The 22,710-nt window shown below is 67.6% G+C and carries 16 protein-coding genes; 9 read left to right on the top strand and 7 right to left on the bottom strand.

Features of this window, described 5'->3' with window-relative positions; genetic code table 11:
- Positions 1–79: 79 nt before the first annotated feature.
- The 6 genes from ABD231_RS09920 (at position 80) to ABD231_RS09895 (ending at position 6,287) form a co-directional block, all read left to right on the top strand.
- Positions 80–1,513, top strand: a complete 1,434-nt coding sequence (locus tag ABD231_RS09920; protein WP_344148522.1) for an alpha-amylase — start codon at positions 80–82, stop codon at positions 1,511–1,513.
- A 90-nt stretch (positions 1,514–1,603) separates the two neighbouring features.
- Positions 1,604–2,596, top strand: coding sequence for a penicillin-insensitive murein endopeptidase (locus ABD231_RS09915; RefSeq protein ID WP_344148519.1), 993 nt, complete (start codon positions 1,604–1,606; stop codon positions 2,594–2,596).
- A gap of 30 nt (positions 2,597–2,626) precedes the next feature.
- Positions 2,627–3,535, top strand: coding sequence for a peptidoglycan-binding protein (locus tag ABD231_RS09910; RefSeq protein WP_344148516.1), 909 nt, complete (start codon positions 2,627–2,629; stop codon positions 3,533–3,535).
- 1 nt (position 3,536) lies between these two features.
- On the top strand, positions 3,537–4,754 hold the full coding sequence (locus ABD231_RS09905; protein WP_344148513.1) for a glycoside hydrolase domain-containing protein: 1,218 nt from the start codon (positions 3,537–3,539) through the stop codon (positions 4,752–4,754).
- A 14-nt stretch (positions 4,755–4,768) separates the two neighbouring features.
- Positions 4,769–5,176 carry a hypothetical protein gene (locus tag ABD231_RS09900; RefSeq protein WP_344148510.1) on the top strand — a complete coding sequence of 136 codons (408 nt, stop codon included), beginning with the start codon at positions 4,769–4,771 and terminating at the stop codon, positions 5,174–5,176.
- A 109-nt stretch (positions 5,177–5,285) separates the two neighbouring features.
- A complete protein-coding gene (locus tag ABD231_RS09895; RefSeq protein ID WP_344148507.1) occupies positions 5,286–6,287 on the top strand; it encodes an ArsR/SmtB family transcription factor in 1,002 nt (333 codons plus the stop codon).
- A 919-nt stretch (positions 6,288–7,206) separates the two neighbouring features.
- Here the strand turns inward: ABD231_RS09895 and ABD231_RS09890 are convergent.
- Together ABD231_RS09890 and ABD231_RS09885 are read right to left on the bottom strand one after the other, a co-directional pair.
- Positions 7,207–9,195 carry a 13E12 repeat family protein gene (locus ABD231_RS09890; protein ID WP_344148504.1) on the bottom strand — a complete coding sequence of 663 codons (1,989 nt, stop codon included), beginning with the start codon at positions 9,193–9,195 and terminating at the stop codon, positions 7,207–7,209.
- A 113-nt stretch (positions 9,196–9,308) separates the two neighbouring features.
- A complete protein-coding gene (locus tag ABD231_RS09885; protein ID WP_344148501.1) occupies positions 9,309–9,896 on the bottom strand; it encodes a dihydrofolate reductase family protein in 588 nt (195 codons plus the stop codon).
- A gap of 128 nt (positions 9,897–10,024) precedes the next feature.
- Between ABD231_RS09885 and ABD231_RS09880 the strand changes: the two genes are divergently transcribed.
- Entirely contained in the window at positions 10,025–12,823 is a 2,799-nt protein-coding gene (locus tag ABD231_RS09880) for a helix-turn-helix transcriptional regulator (RefSeq protein ID WP_344148498.1), read from the top strand.
- Here ABD231_RS09880 and ABD231_RS09875 read toward each other — a convergent pair.
- The 5 genes from ABD231_RS09875 to ABD231_RS09855 all read right to left on the bottom strand — a co-directional run bounded on the left by ABD231_RS09875 (position 12,812) and on the right by ABD231_RS09855 (position 20,501).
- A complete protein-coding gene (locus ABD231_RS09875) occupies positions 12,812–13,498 on the bottom strand; it encodes a class I SAM-dependent methyltransferase (RefSeq protein WP_344148495.1) in 687 nt (228 codons plus the stop codon). The genes ABD231_RS09880 and ABD231_RS09875 overlap by 12 nt on opposite strands.
- The gene (locus tag ABD231_RS09870; RefSeq protein ID WP_344148492.1) at positions 13,495–15,054 is read right to left on the bottom strand and encodes a DUF4139 domain-containing protein; all 1,560 of its coding nucleotides are present in this window, start codon (positions 15,052–15,054) and stop codon (positions 13,495–13,497) included. The genes ABD231_RS09875 and ABD231_RS09870 overlap by 4 nt, the downstream gene beginning before the upstream one ends.
- Before the next feature lie 57 nt (positions 15,055–15,111).
- A complete protein-coding gene (locus tag ABD231_RS09865; RefSeq protein ID WP_344148489.1) occupies positions 15,112–18,441 on the bottom strand; it encodes a S8 family serine peptidase in 3,330 nt (1,109 codons plus the stop codon).
- Positions 18,442–18,606: 165 nt separating this feature from the next.
- The gene (locus ABD231_RS09860; protein ID WP_344148486.1) at positions 18,607–19,338 is read right to left on the bottom strand and encodes an enoyl-CoA hydratase/isomerase family protein; all 732 of its coding nucleotides are present in this window, start codon (positions 19,336–19,338) and stop codon (positions 18,607–18,609) included.
- Positions 19,339–19,358: 20 nt separating this feature from the next.
- Positions 19,359–20,501: a chymotrypsin family serine protease gene (locus ABD231_RS09855; RefSeq protein ID WP_344148484.1), complete on the bottom strand. Its 1,143-nt coding sequence runs from the start codon at positions 20,499–20,501 to the stop codon at positions 19,359–19,361.
- A gap of 105 nt (positions 20,502–20,606) precedes the next feature.
- On the opposite strand from ABD231_RS09855, the gene ABD231_RS09850 reads away from it, so the two are divergent.
- Both ABD231_RS09850 and ABD231_RS09845 read left to right on the top strand, forming a co-directional pair.
- A complete protein-coding gene (locus ABD231_RS09850; protein ID WP_344148482.1) occupies positions 20,607–20,882 on the top strand; it encodes a DUF167 domain-containing protein in 276 nt (91 codons plus the stop codon).
- A gap of 120 nt (positions 20,883–21,002) precedes the next feature.
- Positions 21,003–22,682, top strand: a complete 1,680-nt coding sequence (locus tag ABD231_RS09845; protein WP_344148479.1) for an L-lactate permease — start codon at positions 21,003–21,005, stop codon at positions 22,680–22,682.
- Positions 22,683–22,710: the final 28 nt, after the last annotated feature.

The following is a 22,710-nucleotide window of genomic DNA, read 5'->3' as shown; positions in this document are numbered from 1 at the left end:
TGTCGTACTGGAGGGCTTTGATGGTCGGGCGACACGTTCGGTTCACGACAGGTCGCACTTTCGCTGCGAGACTGGATCGATGATGCTGCGGAAGGCACTCGTCGTACTGCTGGGGACCGTGCTGGCCGTTGTCGGTTTGCCGACCGCGTCGGCGACGCCGGACGGGCCGCGGGACGTCATCGTGCAGCTGTTCGAGTGGAACTGGAAGTCGGTCGGCCGCGAGTGCGGCGCCTTCCTCGGCCCGCGCGGGTACGGCGCCGTACAGGTGTCGCCGCCGCAGGAGCATGTCGTGCTGCCGGGGCAGGGCTACCCGTGGTGGCAGGACTATCAGCCGGTCAGCTACAAGATCGACAACACCCGGCGCGGTACCCGGGCGGACTTCGTGGCGATGGTCAACAGCTGCCATGCGGCCGGGGTGAAGGTGTACGTCGACTCCGTCATCAATCACATGACCGGTGGATCGTCGGGCGGGACCGGGAGCGCAGGGTCGTCGTACACGCACTACAACTATCCCGGGATCTATCAGACGCAGGACTTCCATCACTGCGGCCGTAATGGGAACGACGACATCGTCAACTACGGCGACCGCTACGAGGTGCAGAACTGCGAGCTCGTCGACCTCGCGGACCTGGCGACTGGTTCGGACTACGTGCGCGGCCGGATCGCGGCGTACCTGAACGATCTGCTCTCGATCGGGGTCGACGGGTTCCGGCTCGATGCGTCCAAGCACATGCCGGCCGCGGACATCGCCGCGATCAAGGCGCGGTTGTCGCGACCGGCGTACCTGTATCAAGAGGTCATCTACGGCCCGGGCGAGCCGGTGACGCCGGACGAGTACGTCGGGAACGGCGACGTGCACGAATTCCGCTACGGGCAGGACCTGGCGAAGATCTTCAACAACGAGCGGCTCGCGTATCTGAAGACCTTCGCATCGCCACTGCCGTCGAACAAGGCGGTCGTCTTCACGGACAACCACGACACGCAGCGGGGGAGTGGCGTGCTCACCTTCCGCGACAACGGCCGCTACGCGATGGCGAACGCCTTCATGCTCGCTTGGACCTACGGGACGCCGACGGTCATGTCCAGTTACGAGTACACCTCGAACGACCAGGGACCGCCGTCATTGAGCGACGGCCGCACGACGGACACCACGTGCTTCACGAACCGCTGGCGGTGTGAGCACGAGTGGCGCGTGATCGCCAACATGGTTGCCTTCCACAACATCACCCGCGGTACCGCGGTCACCGAGTGGTGGGACAACGGCAACGACGCGATCGCCTTCGGTCGCGGCGACAAGGGCTACCTCATCCTGAACGACGAGGGCTCTGCCCTGACCGGCCGCAGCTTCCACACCAACCTGGCACCAGGCCGGTACTGCGACGTCTTCCACGGCGACTTCACGCCGGGCAACTGCACCGGCCCGATCTACACCGTCGACGCTGGTGGCTGGTTCCGCGCTGATGTCGGTGCGCAGGATGGTCTCGCTCTGCACGCTGCCGCCAAGGTCAGTTGAGGGTTTCGGCCGTCGGCGAATAGCTTGGCGGGGGAGTAGGCGTGGTGGCCACGCTGAGTCGGTCAGATCCGGCTCATGCGAAGGAACATCATGTCGAGATCCGCCGTACCGATGATGGCAGTGCGCGGTGGGGTGCTGCTTGTCGTGGCTTGGTTGTTGCTGGTGGGTGGCAGTCTCACCGCGCAGGCGTTTCCGCAGGCCGCTTGGCCGACTCAGAGTAAGGGGAGTCGGGGCGCCGATGTGGAGGCGATCCAGCAACTGCTCGTGCATGCTGGGCAGACGGTTGCTGTTGACGGGGACTTCGGGTCTGGGACGGATGCCGCGGTTCGCGCATTCCAGACGGCTCGAGGGCTGGGGGCCGATGGGCGGGTCGGGCCGAATACGTGGGGCGCGTTGGCGGTCTCTCTCCGCCAGGGGGACAACAACAACGCCGTACGGGCTTTGCAGCGTCAGCTCAATGTGAAGCGGGGTCTTGGGCTCAGTGTTGATGGTTCGTTCGGGCCGGCGACTTATGCCGCGGTGGTCGACTTCCAGCGGCACGCGGGGATCGAGGACAACGGTGAGGTCGGACCGATCACTTGGCGGAACTTGATCTGGCATTACCAGCTTGTTGATCGGCCTGAGGTCGCGGCGATCTGCACGAAGGCGTCGGACGTCAACGGGGACAGCGCCCATTGGGGTACCGCGGCCGCTGTCGGGCAGCTGACTGCGGCGGCCGGCCGGGTCTACTCGAGTGGGCTCGGACCGGTGGCTGCCCGCGACCTGAGCTTCGAACACGGCGGCAACATCCCGGACCACGCCAGCCATGAGGTCGGGCTCGATGCCGATGTCCAGCTGATGCGCAACGACCACGCCCAGTGCACCGGGACCAGCCGGATCAGCAGGTTCGACGTGCAATACAGCCGTACGGCGACGCGCGAACTGATCCAGGCGATCCGCGCCACCGGCCGGGTGAAGGTCATCTTCTTCAACGACCCCGTGCTCATCAGCGAAGGCCTGGTCCAGTCGCAGGACAACCACGACGACCACCTGCATGTCCGCTACTGCGAGTCCGTCCACCCGAACTCCAGCTACTCCTGCTGAAGGGAACCTCCAGTGTCCAAACGTTCCAGAGTGCTCGGCCTTCTCACGGCTTTGATCGCCGTTGCGGCCGGACTCGTCCTGCCGACCACAACCGCTGCGGCCTTGCCTGCTTGGCCAAATCTCGTCAAGGGCCAGTACAGCCCGATCGTCACCACGGCGCAGTACCTGCTGCGCCACCACGGACATGACATCAGCGCCGATGCCGATTTCGGTGGCGGTACCGAGTCCGCGGCCAAGGCGTTCCAGTCCGCCAACGGTCTGGGGTCCGACGGTCAGATCGGGCCGAACACTTGGTCGAAGCTGATTGTCACGGTACAACGCGGTTCGAACAGTGAGGCTGTGAAGGCCTTGCAGGTCGAACTCAACCGGTACGGGCATGGTCTGACGGTCGACGGTGACTTCGGCGGGAACACGGACGCCGCCGTACGGTCGTTCCAGTCCTCACACAGCCTCGACGCGAACGGCCAGGTCGGACCGCTCACCTGGCAGACCCTGATCGGCGACTTCCCCGGCTACCCGGCCGGCTACAGCCTGCCGCTCCCGCGCGGCGCGCTCGCCCGGACCGAGTACGACGACGTGGACCACACCTACCCAGCCATCGACCTGCCGGTGAACCAGGTGGCGGCGTACGCCATCGTGTCCGGTACGGCGTCTCGGATCAGCGAGTCCAAGTGCGGACTGGGTGTGAACATCGATGTCGGCAATGTGCGCTACACCTACTGCCACTTCGAGTCGATCGCGATCAGCAACGGGCCGGTGTCCGCCGGACAGCGAATCGGGACGACCGGCGCATCCGGCAACGCGCAGGGACCACATCTGCACTTCCACATCAAGGTGAACGGCGGCTACCGCTGCCCGCAGAAGTACCTGATCTCGCTGTACGACGGTGGGGTCCCACCGGCGCCTGCGAATCTGCCCACCACCGGCTGTTTCAACTGACATGCGACGGCTACGAATCGCGGCCCTGAGCCTGGCTGTCCTGGTCGTCACGCCGACCCTCACGTGGGCGAGCCCGACATCCTTTGCAGGCAAGGCATTCGACACCTGCGACACGCCGTCGTCAGCGACGATGCAGGCCTGGTTGTCCTCGCCGTACCGGTCCGTCGGGGTCTACTTCGGCGGCGATGGCCGCGGCTGCAAGACCCAGGCAAACCTGACGCCGTCGTGGGTCAGCGCGCAGGTCTCGGCTGGCTGGCACCTCCTACCCCTGTACGTCGGTCGCCAAGCCCCATGCACGACGACCCAGTCGTTCAAGATGTCCGCCGATCCCGCGGTCGCCCGCTCCCAAGGCCGATCCGAAGGCGGCGATGCGATCGCACGCGCCGGAAACCTCGGTCTGGCGGCTGGAACCCTTCTGTACAACGACATGGAGCACTACGACAGCTCGAACACCGCATGCCGTACGGCGGTGCTCAGCTACCTGACCGGATGGACCGAGCGGCTGCACGAGTCGTCGTACCTGTCCGGTGTCTACTCCGGCGCAGCATCGGGGATCCGCGACCTGGCCAACGTGTACCGATCCGCGACGTACGCGCGGCCGGACGTGATCGACTTCGCCTGGTGGAACAACAAGGCGGACACCGACACGGGTTCGTACGTGCCGGCGACGTACTGGTCAAACCACCAACGGATCCACCAGTACGCCGGTGACCACAACGAGACGCACGGCGGGCGCACGATCAACATCGACAGCAACCAGGTCGACCTCCAACCGGCGGTCAATCGCGACTTCACCACCTATCCGACCATCCGCACCGGCGCGAACGGTCCCGCAGTTAGCGCCCTGCAATACCTGCTGAAAGACGACGGCCGAGACGCCGGCGGGGTAGACGGCGACTTCGGCAGCCGCACCGACACCGCCGTACGGGCCTTCCAGTCGGCTCATGGACTAGGCGTCGACGGCGAAGTCGGCCGCCGTACGTGGACCGCGCTGCTATCAGCCGGCTGGCAACCGAACCTGGCCCGCGGCTCAACCGGCCTCGAAGTCCGTCGCCTCCAACGAGCCCTGACCGCCGCCCTCGGCCGCTCCATCAGCATCGACGGCGACTTCGGCTCCGGCACCGAACAAGCAGTCCGCGACTACCAAACCACCCGAGGCCTCCCGGTCGACGGCGAAGTCGGCCCCCAAACCTGGACCGCCCTGCAAGCAGGTCAATGAGAAGGAGAACAGCTGTGAAGAAGGCATTCATGCGTTCGGCTGCCGCGATCGCCGTCCTGACCGGAGCAACCCTGACCGGTGCACCGGCAGCAAACGCCGGCGCGTGTGTCGGCTCGATGTGCGGCACCGTCGACAACCAGACCAGCCTCGGCATCCGGGTCGCGATGAATTGGTGCAGCGACAGCAGGTACGAGCCGCTCGGCTCATCGTGCCCGAGCCAGATCCGCGGGCTGAGCCCGCACAGCAGCACCAACGGATGGGGTGATGTCGACGCCTACGAGGTCCCGTACCGCTGCACGTTCTGGGTAGATATTCACAACTTCTGGGGCTGGGAGGGGACCAAGGTACAAGGCGCCGGCTGGTACAAGATCGACACCGACGACGTCGCGTACATCCGCAGCTACGAGTGCCGCGGCGTCTAATCCTTTAGGCACCGATCGATCCTTCCCACGCACCGGCCGAGGCTGCATCATGGGACCTCGGCGCGCCGGCCCTCGCCCAGCAGCGTGCCGCAGGGGAGGCACGGCAGCGATGGGGACAGTACGGATTCACTTCACCGCGGCGGATCTGGCCCGGACGCATATCGCGCCGGAGCCGGATCCGCTGTGGGAGTTGATGCTCAGCTTGCACCTGCTGCAGGGGGAGAAGCCTCGGCAGCCGCAGTACTTCGCGCCGTGGCGCAAGGGTCTGCCGCGCGACGAAGCCTTCCAGCACATGATCCGTACGACGCTCGCCCCGGTCGCGCCGGCCGGTGCGTACTTCCCGGACTTCATGACACCGATCGAAGGGCTGGCCGGGTTCACGGCCGGCCTCGACACCGTGCTGAGCACGCCACGACAGCGGATGCGCCGGGAACTCGACCTGGTCACACCCCCGCGGGGATCGGCCGCCTGGGTTGCCGCGCTCGCGAACGGGCGGGCGGCCGACCTGACTGCCCTCGGTACGGCGATGCAGACGTACTACGACCGCGCCCTCGCGCCGTACTGGCCGACCATCCGCGCCCGCGTCCGCGCGGAGTACCTACTCCGCACGCGACTCCACAGCGACGACGGCATCTCCGGCCTCCTCGGCAGCCTGCGCCCCGCCCTGCGCTGGGAACCGCCGGTCCTGGAGGTCAACGGCCCGACGAGTCGAGACATCCACCTGAACGGACGAGGGCTGACGCTGATCCCGTCGTACTTCAACTGGCACAACCCGATGACCATGTACGACCCCGAGCTCCCACCCGTCGTCATCTACCCCTCCGGCCGCCTCGGCGGCGACCCGCAGTCGGTTGCTTCAGGCAACGGCCTCGGCGAGCTGATCGGCAGCACCCGCGCCGCCGGGCTGCGCGCGATCGCCGACGGCTGTACGACGTCCGACCTCGCCGCCGGCCTGGGCGTCTCCCGCAGTACGGCGAGCGAACACGCGACCGTCCTGCGCGGAGCCGGCCTGATCACCACCGAACGCCAAGGCCTGGCCGTCTGGCACTCCCTAACCGCCCTCGGCATCGCCCTCCTCCAAGCCGGCCGCAGCGTCAGCCCTCGGACGTGATCAGGCGGTGGGTGCCGGTCGGGTCGACATGGCAGACGAATCCGTGGGGTGCGGTCCATTCGAGGGTGGTGGGGTTGATCCGACGGATGTTCCAGCCGCGCCCGGCCCCGGCGCCCACCGGATCTACGCCGTCGCGGGCCAACTAAGCACCCGTCCTGCCACTCGGCGGCCCTTCGGCTCCCACCAAGAGCCGGTACGACGTTGTGCACGGGTCAACCACGCGCGGTCGCAAGGTGGTTGAGGGGTGCTCAAGGTGACTGCTGGCCCGCGGTCTCGGCTCCCGGGGGATGTCTGGCGCGTTGGTCGGAAGGAAATCGTCGCCAGAGGGCCCTCAAAACAACCGACCAAAGCAAGACTCGAGGGTCACGCGCCTCAGCCACAGCCCGTCAGCCCCGGACGACGTGGAGCCGCGGTCGCCGGGCCTCGCCAAGCGGCTCAGCCAGCTGCGTGGCCCGCCTTCTTGCTTTGTCGGCCGCCTTCGGCGGTCGAGTCGGGGCACAGGCGCGAAAGAACTCGGCCGGGGACGTCCGCTGTGGCTGATCGCCACTTCCGGCCGACTACAAAGACAGCATGGCTGGGCGACGCGGTGGCTGAGCTGGATGGTGCGGTCGGTGACCGCGGCTTCACGTTGCTTGGGGTTGCCGGGTTGTGGTTGCCGTGCGGGACAAGGCCGGCAAGCTCGTTCCCGCTTCCACCCGAACAGTTCTCATCACTCGCGATCGGCCAACGGTTGCCCAGCCTCTTCATCGCACACGCGTCAGCCGTCGTGACGTCCGATGATCAGGAGGCCAGGAGGCCAGGAGGCCAGGAGGCCAGGAGGCCAGGAGGCCAGGAGACCAGGAGGTCAGGAGACCAGGTCTGCGGGTTCTTTGAAGGTTGTGGTCGCGAGGTTGCGGGATGCTGCACCGGCGAGCTCTGACTAGCCGGGCTCGGGGCTGCCACTCTGGTCCTGTCCATCCGTGATGACGCGGTGGGTGCCGGTCGGGTTGACGTGGAAGACGAAGCCGTGGGGTGTGGTCCATTCGAGGGTGGTGGGGTTGATGCGGCGGACGTTCCAGCCGCGGGCGTGGGTTTTCACTCGGTGGGCGTAGCGGCCGAGTGGGGCGAGGTTTTGTGTGTTCGTCTGGCCTGGTGGTCCGAGTGGGTTGTAGGGCTCGAGGTGGTCGAGGTCGATGCTGTGGTTGGTTTCGCGGGTGCCGTAGGGGAACAGTTCGACCGGGTGGGTGAGTTTGACGCGTTCGCGGACCCGCTCGGAAGCCTCGTAGCAGTTGACCGAGACGCCGTCGTTGAGGTCGATGACCGGCTTGACGATGTAGGGGCCGTATCCGATCAGATCGCTCAACTGGCTTGTCAGCAAGGGCCCGATCCCTTCGGCCCGCACGACGCCGTCTCGAGTGCGAGTACCGGTCGTGGAGGTCGCGGCGGCTACCAGCGTCCGATCCGTCAGGTGGACGTAGATCACGGCCTTGCCCGGCCGCACGACAGTGTCGGCGGTCGTGGGTGATGCGAGCCGGGCGTAGGCGTCGTGTTTGATCTGCGCCAACCGTTTGGTGAGCGCGAGGTGTGCTGCGGGGTCCATGGGTTCGCCGTCATCAGGTATGCGGCACGTGGCAGCATCGAACGGCTCCACCAGCCGGCCAGTGCGGTCATCCGGTCGGTCGAGGGGGTCGGGGAGATCGCTGTTGCTCGGGTGTGGTGCGTCGCGGTCTGCCTCGTCGTTCACTCCAGGCTCACCACTACCCACCCATCCATGACCCCACCCCGTCTCCTCAATGCCACGCTCCGGGCCCAGAGTTCCTGGGCCGAGAGCTCTCGGGGCGGGAGCTTGCGGGCTGGGAACCTCCTGGCTCGCGGCGCTCTGGGCTGCAGCGCGGGAGGCGCCGGTGGCCGCGGTTACGGTCGCGGTGTTGGAGTTCGAGGTGTTCGCGGTGGCCGGGGCCGGTGCAGGTGATTGCGGAGCGGAGGTGTCGGCAGCGGAGTCTCCCGCAGCAGGCGTGGCCGAGGCAGGGGTGTCCTGGGCGTGGGTGTCCGGGGCCGGCGTGGCTGAGGTAGGCGCGACCGGGTCGGGATTCGACGGCATTGCAGCGGCTGCAGGTGGGGCGGCGTCGTGCGGTGCCGGGGAGGGGGTGGGGTGGTGGTGGGCTTGGGTGAGGAGTTCTTGGGCGAAGACTGGGTCGGCGATGATGCCGACTGCTTCGGCTCGGCGGGTCTGGGTCGGGCGGGTGTCGCCGAGGGTTTGCTGGGCGTCGCTGAGAGCGTGGATGGTGGCGTCGAAGCGGGTGGCCGCACCCGAGGAGGTGCGGATGTAGATGGTTTTGGTGCCGTGTTCGTCGGAGCGGCCGATGAAGACGCCGCGTTCGCGGACCTTGGCGGCGGCCTCGGCGCGGGCTCCTTCGGGGTCGATGTGCATCTTGGCTGCTTTGACGATCTTGTCCAGGCGGTACGGGGTGATCGTGTCGATCAGGGCGGCGACCCGCTGGTCGACGTAGCGGGCGGCTTCCTCGGACAGGTCCATGCAGTCGCGGACGAGGCGGCAGGCCTTCCACGGGGTTGCGTGGCCGGACAGGACTCGGGCCCAGGTGAACGGGAAGCGGTGCCGCAGCGCGAGGGCGTCGCCGATGATCGTGGCGCCGATGCGATGCGAGACGCCGAGCACGGCCGCGTACTCGGCGATCGCGAACTCCAAGATCTCCGGGCAGCCCTCACCACCCAGCACCACGGCACGTTCGCGACCGTCGCAGGAGCGGCGGCCGGGGCGTGGGGTGCAGGCGTCGGGGTGGAAACGGTCGGCATAGACCAGGGCATGTTCGAGACCTCGCGTCTCCGCCCGATTCGCGAACGCGCGGTGCTCGACGGCCGACTCCAGCAGGTCAGCCGTCGAAAGCAGCGTCAGATCATCCTCGAACATGTGTTCGATCTTACGCACTCAGGATGCCCGCCGCAAATCACGACCGGGCTGGATTCCCTTGTCCACAAGGGGAAACATCACACCTGCGCCAGCCATCAATCCGAGTAGGCAAGTCAGAGGCAGTAGATGAGGTGGGTGACACCCTGACCGACGATGACTTCGGGGTTCTGGAGGTCGAGTTGCTCGGTGATCCCGCTGAGCATCGGGGTACCGGAGCCGAGGATCAGTGGGACGAGGTCGACCCGGATCTCGTCGACCAGGCCGGCGTTGATGGCCTGACCGACGGTGGAGCCCGGGCCGATGCCGATCCGCTTGTCGCCGGCGAGGTCCTGCGCTTGTTTGATTGCGCTCTCGATGCCGTCGGTGACGAAGATGAACGGGGTCTCGGACTCGACCGGCTCTTCCGGCGCGCGGTGGGTCACCACGAACACCGGCAGTCCGCCCGGGTGCTTGCCGTCCCAGCCGTTCGTCATGTCGTAGAGGGTGCGGCCCACGATCAGGGCTCCGGTGGTTTCCATCAGCTCGCGCAGGTACGCCGCCGTGGCCGCGTTGGTGCGGTAGATCAGCCGTTCCGGATCCTCCGACGGCGTCTCCACGTCACCGGCCCGGCACCAGGCGAACAGCTTGTCGAACCCACTGTGACCAGGCCCGGCGATGAATCCGTCCAGCGATACCGATGCCTGCGTGAAGACCTTGCCCATGATGACTCCTCGAATACCTGTCCCGGAGCGACCCGGGTCTGCGCGACACTGGTCAGCCTGGCAGTGTCCTGGGGCGCCGGGCATGGTGTGAACGGACGAGATCTGGTTCCGGTGGGGAGGGAGCGGCGGTGATTCGAGTGCCGGCCGGCCGTACGGCGGAATTGTCGGCCGTGCGGACCGCCTATGACCGGGCGACCGACCGCGGTCCCGTCACCGTGCTGATCAGCGGCGAGGCGGGGATCGGCAAATCGCTCCTCACGGCCAGCGCCGTGACGGACCTGCCCGGCGGTCCCACGGTCCTCACCGGGAATTGCCTGGAGCTCGGCACCGGCAGTGCGCCGTACACGCCCTTCATCTCGATCGTGCGCGAGCTGGAAACCCTGCTCGGTCCGGAGTCGGCACAGCCCGGTCTGTCCGGTCTGCTGACCGGTGCCGGACCGCGCACTGAGGACCAGTTCGGGCGGGTCGCACTGCTGGCGGGTCTGCTGGATCTGATCCATGCAGCCTGTGCGCTGCGGCCGCTCGTTCTCGTTGTCGAGGATCTGCACTGGGCCGACGCCTCGAGCCGCGAACTCTTCGCGTACCTGGTCAACAACCTCAGCGATTGCCAGGTCTTGCTGGTCGGGACCTACCGGACCGGCGAGCTGAGCGCAGGAGACCCCGGCCGCCAGGTGCTGGCCGAACTCGGTCGGCGAACCGACGTGATTCGGCTTGCCCTGACGCCGCTGACGGAGGCCGCCGTACGGGAGCAGCTGACCGGCCTGCTTGGCCGGCCGCCGGAGTCGGCCGAGGCTCGGCAGGTTCATCGGCGCAGCGGCGGTAACCCGTTCTTCGTCGAGGCGCTGGCGGGCGGCGAGGACCGTGCGCTGAGCCTGCGCGCCCTGCTCCGCGACCGGACCGCGGCTCTGCCGCCACTTCCCCGCGAGGTACTGCGCTGGCTCGCGGTCGCCGCCCGGCCGGTCCCGGACGATCTGTTGCTCGATGTTGCCGACTTGGCACCCGACGACCTCGGCGAGGTGCTGCGGATCCTCACCGACCGCCAACTGATTGTGCTGGCCGACGGCCGGTACGCGATCCGCCACGACCTGCTCCGGGAGGCGGCGTACGACGATCTGGCTCCGATCCAGCAGCGCGACCGGCACGACCGCCTCGGTACGGCGTTGCTCCGGCGACCCGACACCCGCCCGGCCGAACTGGCGGAGCACTGGTTCGCATCCGGCCGCCTCGAGCCCGCCCTCCGTGCGGCCTGGGAAGCGGCCGAGCTGGCGCGGCTGGGTTTCGCGTACGACGAGGAGGCGCTCCTCCTGCGACGCATCCTCGATCACTGGAGCGAGGGTTCCGAGGCGCAGTTGGGGGTGACCCACCTGGTCGTCCTCGAACACGCGATCCTGGCTGCCTCCGCAACTGGTCGGGCCGAGCAGGGCCTCGAATACACCACGGCCGCCTTGGCCGCGCTGGATCCGATCGCCGAGCCCGCACGGGTCGCGACGGTGTACGTCCACCAGGGCGTCTTCCGCAATCGACTGACCGCCACCGGTGGGGAGGACATTGACAAAGCGCTCGCGGTGCTCAGGCCCGACAGCGATCCCCACCTGCGCTGCTGGGCGATGGCGACGCGGTGCATCGTCGAAGTGGTCGAGAATCGCAGCCCAGATGCCCGCGAGTGGTGTCTGGATGCGTTGCGGCTGGCCGAGGAGCTGGGCGACGAAGAATCACAAGGTTTCGCCTGCCTCGCATTGGGTTGTCTGGAGGATTACGCCGGACAGGTGGACGAGGCCGTCGCGCTGGTCAGGCGGGCCCGTGCGCACGGCCTGGCGTGCGGTAACCATCACGTGTTGCTGACCGCGGTCCAGTACGAGGCGTTCATGCTTGCCCACAGCGGTAACCATCAGCAGGCGATTGTGCTGTGCGAGACCTGGTTGATCGAGACGGATCGACTGGGGCGACGTCTCGCCAAGGGATCACTGCTCGCCGCCGCCCTCGTCCTCGCTCTGCTCAACGCAGGCCGCTGGGACGAAGCCCGCGAACTCGGGGCAGAGCGCCTCGGCGAACTGCCACCGAGGTTGTTCACCGCCTGGCTGCGCCTGCCACTCGCGGCGGTCGCGCGCGTTCAGGGCGATCGGGAGGAGGTCGCCCGCCAGCTGGAGATCCTGGTGGCTGAGCAGGACATGAGCTCGGAGACGTTCCGGCCGGTCGTCGGCCTGCAGGCCCTGCTCGCGCTCGACGAAGGGGACCCGGAGCGAGCCGATTGCATCCTCGACGACGCGTTGCCGCTGTCCAGGCACGCACGTTGGGCCGCGCCGATGGCCGTCATCGTCGGTCTGGTCCAGCGCGCGAGGCGGCAAGCAGCACCCCGCGATCGGCGGATCCAGGCCGAGACGGCAGCGCGGATCGGCGAGGTGGACAAAGGACTGCGCGATCTCCGGCCGTCCGACCCGGTCCTGCGGGCCGAGTTGCTGATGTACCGGGCCCTGACCCAGGACACCACCTTGCCCGACTGGGATCTGGTGACCAAGTCGTGGCGTGAGCTGGATCGCCCGTACGACGTCGCGCGGTCCCTGGTCCTGGCGGCCGAAACAGCGTTTGCCAACAGCAACAAACCGGGAGCACGCGCCCGGCTGGTCGAGGCGCGGGAACTCGCCGTACAGCTCGGTGCCGAGCCCTTGCTGGAGCGGATCGATGCACTGGGGGAGCGGGCCGGCATTGGCCAGGAGGCTCCGGTCGATGCCGCGCTCGGACTCAGCCGTCGTGAACTCGACGTGCTTCGCGTGCTGGCCAAGGGTTTGTCGAATCACCAGATCGCCGCCGAGCTGTTCATCTCCACGAACACGGTGTCGTCCCACCTGGCCAGCATCTACACCAAACTCGGCGTCACCACCCGCACCGAAGCCGCGGCCGCCGCTTACCGAGCCGGCCTACTCACCTGAGTCGCGCCGATACTCCGCGCGCCAGCGGTAGACGCTGGGGTCGACCGGGCTGGGGCTGCGACCGAGATCGACCAGCTTCAGGTCGTCCGCCTCGAAGGCATCGATCGCGGCTCGCTTCAGTGGCCAAGGAGGACCTTCGATGGTGGAGTCCGGTACGTCGTCCTCACGGGCGACCGCGATCACGAGCAGCGTTCCGCCGGGGGCGAGCAGGTCGCTGATCTGCTCGGTCGCCGAGGGCTGCAACGGGATCGGGAGGGCTTGGACCGTGTAGATCTCGACGACCAGATCGAAGGCGCGACGCCAGTCCGGCGGAAGGTTGAACAGGTCGGCGGTCAGGTAGTTCACCTTCGAGCCGGGATGGTTCTGCTTCGCCGTCTCGATGGCGGTCGGCGAGATGTCGAAGGCTGTTGTCACGAACCCGCGATCGGCGACCAGCTCGGCGTCCCACCCGGTGCCGGCGCCGACCACGACGGCCTTCTTGCCGGTGCCATCGGGTCGCGCCGTCTCGACCCAGTCGGTCAGTTGGGCGTGCGCTATGCCGCGATCCCACGGGATCTCGGCGCGACCTTCCGAGGCCTCCGCATACAACTGCTCGAACCATCCGGTCGGATCGTCCGCGGCCAGCGACTCGTGGGCCAGGTCACGGGTGCGGGGATTGACGGGATCGGTGCTCATTCGCGCCAGCCCGCGAGGTCGACGGACTTGGCGCTCTCGACGCGGAAGGCGAGGTTGATGGTGGATTCCTCGCCGGGTGGCACGTCGAGCTTCCAGGTGATGATGCCGAGATCGGTGGTCTCGGCGGGGTCGGGGGTGGCGGTGATGGGTTTGACGGTGATCTCGTGGTCGCGGGGGACGGGGAGCTGGTCGAGGACGGTGATGCGGGCTGCGCGCGGGGTGTGGTTCTCGATCCGGGTCGCGTATTCGACCTCGCGACGCCGCGTCGAGCCGAGAGTCGCCTTGGTCGCAGTACGACGTACCAGCTCACGCTCGACGCGGATCCGGTCGTCCAGACCGAGCGCGAGCTCGACCTCCTCGCCAGGTGCCCACAACGGCAGGGCGGCCGAACCGACGAAGTCGGCCTCGTGGAAGACGGCGGCCTTTCCGGCGGGCAGGGTGTGGGTGCTGGAGTTGACGACGGTGGCCCGGAGGTGGACGTCGGTCGAGCGGATCGGCGCGGTGATGTAGTCCAGCTCGGTGTCGAGCTCGACCGAGGCGATCGTCGCGCGGTGGGCAGCGCCATCGGCCGGTACGGCGACCGCTCGGGGCGGGGTGTAGGTCGCGGCCGTGGTGCCCTGTTCGACGGTGGCGCTCTGCTCGACAAATTCGGCCGGAGCGCCTGCGGGCTCGGGGGCTCCGCCGTAGGCCGACTCTGCCCGGGCCAACGCGAAGCTGGCCGGTGCTGCCGGCCGCAGCGGGACGGGCGGGCGACGGCGGTCGAGGTACCAGGGGTCGAGCTCGGGCACCTTCGCGTTCACCGTCGGCCGGGCGGTCGACAGCGTGAGCTCGCACTCGGGCCAGTCCTCGCCGGTGTACTGGGTGATCAGACCGAACCAGCCCAAGGTCAACCGGTCGCCGGTCAGCCGAACGTCGTACGAGCTGGTCCAGCCGGCACCGGTGACGACGTACGAGAGCTCGATCTCCACCTCGGCCTCGGTGTCGAGATTCAACGCAACAGCCACCGACCGGCGATCCGGGACGCGCTGCTGCGCCACCTCGGCCAGCCGCCGATCGATCGCCGCGAGCCGCTCCTCGGCGTCCTCCCGCTGATCAGCGAGTTCACGCCGCTTCGACCGTACGGCGGTCAGCCGCGTCGCCAGCGATTCGGTGAACTCGCCCAGGTCGGCGCTGCTCTCACCGGCCGCCAGAGTTCGGGCGAACGTGCCACCGGCCCGGCGCCCCAACTGCGACAGGAACAGGTCGAGCTGACTCTGCACGTCATCGGCATCCGCAAGACTCGCGACCTCGGTCGCCGCCTGCCGACGCTGGCGTTCGAGATCGGCGACCGTCTCGTCCGGCGCCTGCGGATGATGCCGTACGGCGACGTCCACGCCGAGCACGGTCGCCGGCCCACGGCCCGCGACGCGGACCGAATCGTCCTGCAACGACAGCGGGAGCGAGTCGACGTACACGGTCTGATCGCCGGCCGGCAGGGTCAGCCGCCCGCGCCGGGTCACTCGCGCCCGGTCGGGATAGACGGCGACGGCGACGATCGGTGCCTCGAGTTCGGTCATGCCCCGACAGTAGTCCGGGCCGGATCCCTGTGGACCCGGCCCGGACCGATCAGCTCACTAGTTGACGATGATCTTGTCGACCTCGATGGTGAGGCCCTTGACGAGTGGCGTGGAGGTTCCGGTGGTGACTGTGCCGGTTCCCTTCTGCACACCCCTGACGTTCATCGAATAGGTCATCGAGCCACCGGGCGCACCCGGCGTACTCGTCACCCGGTAGTCCTGGGTCGGCGGACCGACGATCTGGCTGCCGGCCGTCCCGTCGGAGTTCTCCGCGCCGACCGTCAGCCCGTACCCGGCCGGCGGGTCACCGGGCAGGTTGCCCGGATCGTAGGCGTAGGTGATGTCCTCGGTGCCGTCGATGCCGATCCATTGCTGGAACACCTTCAGGCTGGACGTGCCGAACAGGTTGACCCGCCATTCGAGAACGAGCCAGCTGTTGACGCCGTCGGTCAGGGTCCCGGCGAAGACGCCCGGCGTTCCGCCGCCGTCGAGGTCGGTCCAGTACGGCGCGAGCACGTTGTTCGGCCGTGCGGGATCCGGCAGGTTCTGCGGTGCGAACTGGACGTCGTCCCCGTCCGCGCCACCCGCGACCGAGTATCCGTTCGAGGTCACACCGATCCGGGTGTAGCTCTGACCGGCGAACACGAACGGCGGCACGTTGAAGTTCAGCGCCTGTTCGTCACCGATCGCGATCGGGCTGATGCCGAACGCGTCCAGCGGGATGTATCCGAACAGCGATCCCGGTGCGATCTCCGGTTCGTCCGGCTGACGCCCGGCCAGCGTCGCGGTCTTGGTCGCGATCTGGGTACCGATCTGCGTCGCACCCGTCACGCTGTTGAGCCGCAGCGACGAGCTCAGCGTGCTGACCGCTGTCACGTCCGTGGTCTGCAGGCTGTTGTTCTGCACGGTCACGGTGCAGGTCGACTGACCGGTGTTCCGGGCGATCGTGCTCGGTGTACAGGTCTGATCGATCGGCACGATGCCTTCCTGGCGGAAGAACGCGACCGGCAGGTGCAGGGCCCGGCTGCCATTGGCCTGCTTCAGGTTGACCTGGCCGAAGTACTGACCATCGGGCAGGTCGGGTGCGGTGATCACGATCGTCAGCTTCTGCGTCTGACCAGGCTTCACCGAGAACCCACCCGGTACGACGGTGATGTTCGCGCCGCTGACGGTCGTGCCGTTGGCGGTGAAGGCGAGTGTCTGGTTGGTGACGTTCTTGACGACGCGCGTTGCCGTGATCACGCCCGGCATGGTCGGGGCGTTGACCGACGGCAGGTTGAGGTCGATGCGGTTGAGTGCATCCGTGGCCGAGGCAGCGTAGTTCGCCGCCGACTCGTCCAGGGTCAGACCGGGGTTGCCGGCCTTGGTCAGGTCGATCCGGCCGCCGCCATGGTCGAACGGGTCGGCCGGGGTGACCCGGTCGGACTTCTTGACGTTCGTCTTGGCGGTGGTTTCCAGTGCGGACTTGACCTGGCCTGGTGTCCACGACGGGTTCAGCGCGAACAGCAGTGCGGCTGCTCCGGCCACGTGCGGCGAGGACATCGACGTACCGGCGATTGCCTGGAAGAGGTTCCCGGGCGGTCCTTCGGACGGGGCCTCCGGGGTCGGAGTGTGACCGGCGAGGATGTGCAGACCGGGTGCGGTGACGTCCGGCTTGAGGAAGTCACCACCAGGACCACGTGACGAGAAGTTCGTGATCACGTCGCCTTGCCAGGTGGTCTTGTTGCCTTGCGTCATCTTGGCCGTGGCGCCCGGATGCGCTGCCAGGAACGCGAGCAGTACGTCGGCGTCCGGCTTCTCGAGCTGCGCCGCCGGCAACCAGTGGTTGTCGGTGAAGACATCGGACGGGAAGGTCGTGTTGTACATCAGCATGCCGACCGCGCCGCCCTGCCGGACGTTGAATCCCTTCATTACCCGGCCTGGCGTGAACCGGCAGGCCACGATCTTGCCTGTGAATGTGCCGACGGGTGGAGCGGTGTTACAGGTGGCGTCGGTGTAGCCAGGCGTGGACCCGGCCAGTACGACGGGAGTCGCCGTAGCGATTCCGCCGGTGACCGACGCGCCGGTGACCGTGGCAGTCGCGCCATCGCCTTCCAGCGTGACCGTCGAGCGGAAGGTACGGCTCTGCGTGGACGCTGCGACCGTGGTCACCCACGGGCTGCGGTGGTCGGTCGTGTTCGCGCTCGGACCGGAGTTGCCGGCCGATGCGGCCACGAAGACTCCCGCGGCGTACGCGTCCAGGAAGGCGAGTTCGACCGGGTCGCTGTACGGGTCACTACCGCCGGAGATCGAGAAGTTGATCACGCGGACGCCATCCAGGATGGCGCGTGCGACAGCCGCCGCCGAGTCGGACGGGAAGCAGCCTTGCGCACCGCAGACCTTGTAGACCGAGACTGCGGCCGCCGGTGCGATACCGCGGATCGGGCCGCGGCTGATGCCCAGCGGGTTCGCATCCGCGACCGGGCCGCCGGCCGAGGTCGTGGACGTGTGCGTGCCATGGCCGTTCGAGTCGCGGGCGGAGGTGGGATAGACGTCCCCGCCGATCACCGCGTTGTAGGTGTCGAGGAACGGCCGGCCACCGATCAGCTTCCGGTTGCAGACGAACGGATCGCTTGCCGGTGTCAACGGGTTGTCGCCGAAGTTGCACACGCGCGGCGTCCCGTCGGCGGTCGGCGGAGGCGCGGGCAGCGTGCCAGGATCGGCGTACGACGGATGCTCGGGCCACGCGCCGGTGTCGAGGATGCCGACGATCACGCCCTTGCCCGAGGAAGCCGCTCCACCGAGCTGGTTGTAGATCGTCGGAGCGCCGATGAAGTCACCACTCGAGTCGGTCAGCAGCTTCTGCGGATTGTCCTGCTGGACCGCGGCGACACCGGGCAGCTTGAGCAGTTCGCGGGCCTGGTTCGCCGGCACGCTGAGCGCGATACCGCCGTACACGGTGCGCAGCTTCTGCCCGGCGCGGGCGCTCGGAACCTTGCTCTGCATGGCCGCGAGGAAGTCGTTCTCCACCGCCGTCACATGCTTGAGGTACTTGGTGGCGTTCGCACCCTTGGGGTCGAGACGCTTCCCGGTGACCGCGGGGCTGGTACCCGGCAGGCCCTTCAGGCCACCGCGGTACGCGGCGAGCGAGTCGTAGTCGAGTTTGACGACCACGCGCACCTGCTTGGCCGACGTACTGTTGATCAGTGCCGGATCGCTCTTGGCGAGCTGCCCACTGGGTGATTTGGCGCCGCTGACCGTGTCGGTGACCTGCAGCGGTGTCGCGCTCAAGCCACGTGGCGGCGGATCGGCAGCGGCTGCTCCGACCGGGGTCAAGGTGGCGGCGAACAGCAGACCGGCGGACACAACGGCCGTGGTGGTGCGTCTCTTCTGAATCCGTGACCTCATGCGGTGGCCTCCCGTGAAGGCAGATGACGCCGTCACCGCGAGCACAAAGCGTGGCCCCCCAGACCGCCGCGCCCCCGAGCCCCCCTCGGAACGGCGTACCGGCCGGCACCCCCACGGTGCCTGCCTGAGCCGAATCTAAGCCCAAACCTGCGGAACGGCCAGACCTCACAACCCTAAGTAACTCTGGTCCGCCTGACCTTCGTCGTACCGGCGTAGTTGCTCGGCGACCCCGTCAGCCGCGAGCTGTTGAGCAGTTGGCAGATCAACCGCCGGATCGATTGCGTTGAGCAAGCGTTGGGCAGCGCGAACCGCGTCGGCGCCGATACTCGCGAACCGCTCGACGTGAGCCCGAACGACCTGCTCAGGATCGTTGCTGACGGTCGCGAGATCACTCCGCGCCGTGATCGGCTCGGTCGTGAACACCAGCTCCCGCACGAACTGCGAGCTGTGCCGCGTCCGCAACAACGCGATCGCGTACGACGGCACCACCCCACGACTCAACTCCGGCAACCCGAACGACGCCCGTGGCGTGGCAACCACGAGGTCACTCGTGAGCGCCAGCGCCGCCCCGAACGCCCGCGCCGCACCGTCAACCACCGCGATCACCGGAAACGTCCGCCCAGCCCACGCCTCAAAGCAGGCCGCGAGACTGGGCGCATATTCCGCCGACGCCCGCCCCGGCCGATCGGCATCCGCATAATTGCCGCCCGAACAGAACACCCCCTCGACCCCAGAACGCAGTACGGCGCAATGCACATCCGCAGCCTGCTCAACATGCAGCAGGGCACGCGCCAACGCGGCAAGTGCCCTGCTGTCGAGCGTGTTCCCGGCCGCCGGCCGATCGATCATGATCTCAGCGGCGCCGGCGCGGACCTTCAGCCGAATCCCATCAGGCATAGGCCCACCCTACGGATCCGTTACGGGATGCTGATGCCGAAGTCTCGGTTGGCGGTGGCGAAGTCTTGGAAGCCGATGCGGGCGCCGGCGGTGCGGGTGACGGTGCCGTTGGCGATCAGGCCGGCGTCGCCGCGGGAGTAGACGGGGCCGCCGGAGTCGCCGCCGCGGGCGGCTTCCTGGCCGTTCATCTGTTCGCCTTCGACGAGGTCCTCGCGGTCGTTGTAGAAGAAGAGGACCTTGATGTTGCAGACCGGGCCGCCGAGGACGCCGGCGCTGGTCTGGCCGCTCTGGCAGAGGAATTGGCCGACGTACACGTGGCCCCAGTAGGGGACGTTCTCGATGAGGTTGTCGGTGCTGTTGCCGACGTAGAGCTGGAAGTCGACGGCGTTGGTCGGGATGAGGGCTACGTCGTGGTCGCCGTTCTTGGCGCCCATGTTGCCGATGTACTCGCCGCGGCCGTCGGCGAACTGCTGGCCCGGCTGGCCGCAGTGGCCGGCGGTGAGAATGTACGGTCGGCCCTGGCCGTCCTTGACGCCGAATCCGGTCGTGCAGATGGCTCCCGCGGACTGGTTCCAGAGCCGGGCACCGCCGATCCACGGTGACCAGTCGTCGTCGCGTGACGCCGGCTTGAGCGGCTCCTCCGCGACAACTCGGATGGGGACTCCGGTACGGCGTTGCAGCGTCGTACCGAGTTCGCCGGTCTTGCCGTGTGTCGGCCGGACGCCGAGGACGAGGCCGCTGCCGTCGCCGGGGTTCTTGACCGCGTCGATGCCGTGGCCCGGGTTCTGCTGCTGCCAGGTCGCGATGGAGCGAGCGGCCTGGTCGAGTTCGGCCTTCGAATGTGTGGCGTTGGCGATGCGAACCGGCGCTCGTTTGGACGCGGTGGCGACGGCCTGCTGGATGTCTTTGGGCGGCGTACCTTTCCACCAGAGGACGACGGCATCATCGGCGAGCGTGATTCCGGAAAACCCTTGCAGGCTTGGCGATTCGGCGACCGCGGCCAGTTGGTCGGCGGCCTCGACCAGCGGTCGTTGAGCCAGCATCTGGCGGTCGGCGGCAGTGAGCGTCGTGGCCTCGGACCGTGGTTCGAAGGCGTGGGCGGGGAGGGCGGTACAGGTGGCCAGCAGGGCGGCGGCCGCGATGGCGACAGGTGTTCTACGCATGAGCAAGTCCTCACACTTGGGCGGGTGTGCGCCCCACTGTGAACAGTCAGTCACGGACTGTCAATACATCGTTGTCATCGGGCGCACTATGCTCGTCAACTGCTGATGAGAATTCTGCTGCGGGTCAAACCAGGTGCGTCGCGCACGGCGGTCGGAGGCCGGTACGACGGCCCGTCCGGTCCTGCCCTGGTTGTCGCGGTGGCCGCTCGCGCGGTCGAGGGGCAGGCGACGAAGGCCGTGCTGGAGGCGGTCGCGGCGGCGTTCGGTGTTCGCCGTACGGCGGTGACTTTGGTGCGTGGGGCAACTAGTCGCGACAAGCTCGTCGAGGTCGACGGAGACGACGTGACGATCGGGGCCAGGCGCACCGAACTGCTCGGCTGATTCGTGGAACTTTTCCGCCGTTTGTGCCAGAAATCCCTGCTATAGCTGGCGGAACCCAGCTTGTGCTAACTTCCCTTCGCTGTGCGTGAGGAGAGCGTTACCAACTGGGGAGGACTTGCCATGGGCTGGATCCAGGACTATCAACCGGCCGGCCCGTTGTGGCTCTCGGCATTGTTCGCGGCGTTGCCGGTGTTCGTCCTGCTGATCGCACTCGGCATCGTGCGGTGGTCGGCGCCGATCTCCGCCGCGTTGTCGTTGCTCACGGCATTGATCGTCGCGCTCGCCGTCTATCGAATGCCGGTCGAGCTGGCCTTCGACTCGGCCGCGATGGGTGTCGTGTTCGGGGTGTGGTCGGTGGCCTGGATCGCCTTCCATGCTGTGTATTTCCACAACGTCACCGTGGCGACGGGACGGTTCGAACAGATCAAAGGCGTGCTTGCCGGGTTCAGTGAAGACCGGCGGTTGCAGGCGCTGCTGATCGCGTTCGGATTCGGTGCGCTGCTCGAGGGTGTCGCGGGTGGCGGCTCACCGATCGCCATCACGGCCGCGATGATGGCGGCGCTCGGCTTCCCGCCGATCCGTGCGGTGGTGCTCGCGTTGCTGGCCAACACTGCGCCGGTCGCGTTCGGTGGATTGGGCAACCCGCTGATCGTGCTGGGTCGGTTGACCGCACCGATCCTCGGGATGGAGCAGGGGCAGGCGACCGATCAGTACTCCGCGATGGTGGGTCGGCAGCTCCCGCTGATCGCCTGGATCGTGCCTGCGTTCCTGGTGATCGTGATGGCCGGGTGGAAGCGGATGATCGAGGTCTGGCCGGCTGTTCTGACCACCGGTCTGTCCTTCGCTGTCATGCAGTACGTGACGGCGAACTTCATCAGCCCGAGCCTCGTCGACGTGATCGCAGCACTCGCCGCGATGGGCTCGCTGTGGGTCCTCACCCGCTTCTGGCAACCAGCCACGATCTGGCGCTTCGACAACGAGCCCGACGCGACCACGGCGCCGAAGTCCTTGGCTCAGAAGGGTGCGTTCCACGCCTGGACGCCGTACATCATCCTGATCGTCGCCATCTTCCTGTCCCGGATCGGCTCGATCATCAAGAGTCTACCGGCCTGGCTCGACCTGAGCGCGCTACTGCACAAGGCCGACTGGAAGTTCCCCTGGCCGGGCCTGCACAACCACGTCATCCAGCACGCACCCATCACCGCGCACGATGCGCCGTACGCCGCCACTCTCACGATCGACTGGCTGTTCTCACCCGGCACGGTCGCCTTGATTGCCGCTGTCATCGCCGGGTTCGCGATGGGTGCCAGGCCGGGTCTGCTGGTGGCGACGTACCGCAAGACCCTGCACCAGATGCGCTGGGCCCTGCTCACGATTTTCATGATCCTCGCGATCGCCTTCGTGATGAACTACTCCGGCGCCACGCAAACTCTCGGCCTGGCTCTGGCCACGACCGGCGTCCTGTTCCCCCTCTTCTCGGCGTACATCGGCTGGCTGGGCGTCTTCCTCACCGGCTCGGACGCCTCCGCCAACAGTCTCTTCGGCCCCATGCAAGTCATCTCCGCCCAGCAACTGGACCTCAGCCCCATCCTCGCCGGCGCCACCAACACCTCCGGCGGCGTCATGGCCAAAATGATCTCCCCCCAAAACCTGGCCATCGGCGCCACCGCCATCGGCCAATCCGGCAAAGAAGGCCAGCTCCTCCGGATGACCTTCTGGTGGTCAGTCATCCTCGCCTTCGTCGTAGGCCTCATAGCCCTCCTCCAAGCCACCCTCCTCACCTGGATGATCCCCGGCTGAGCCGCCGGGATGGCATCCTGCACCGGAC

The sequence above is a fragment of the Kribbella yunnanensis genome, from assembly GCF_039529655.1.
Lineage (GTDB): Bacteria > Actinomycetota > Actinomycetes > Propionibacteriales > Kribbellaceae > Kribbella > Kribbella yunnanensis.
Note: the sequence above shows the minus strand (reverse complement) of the source record. Positions and strands in the feature narration are given on the sequence as shown.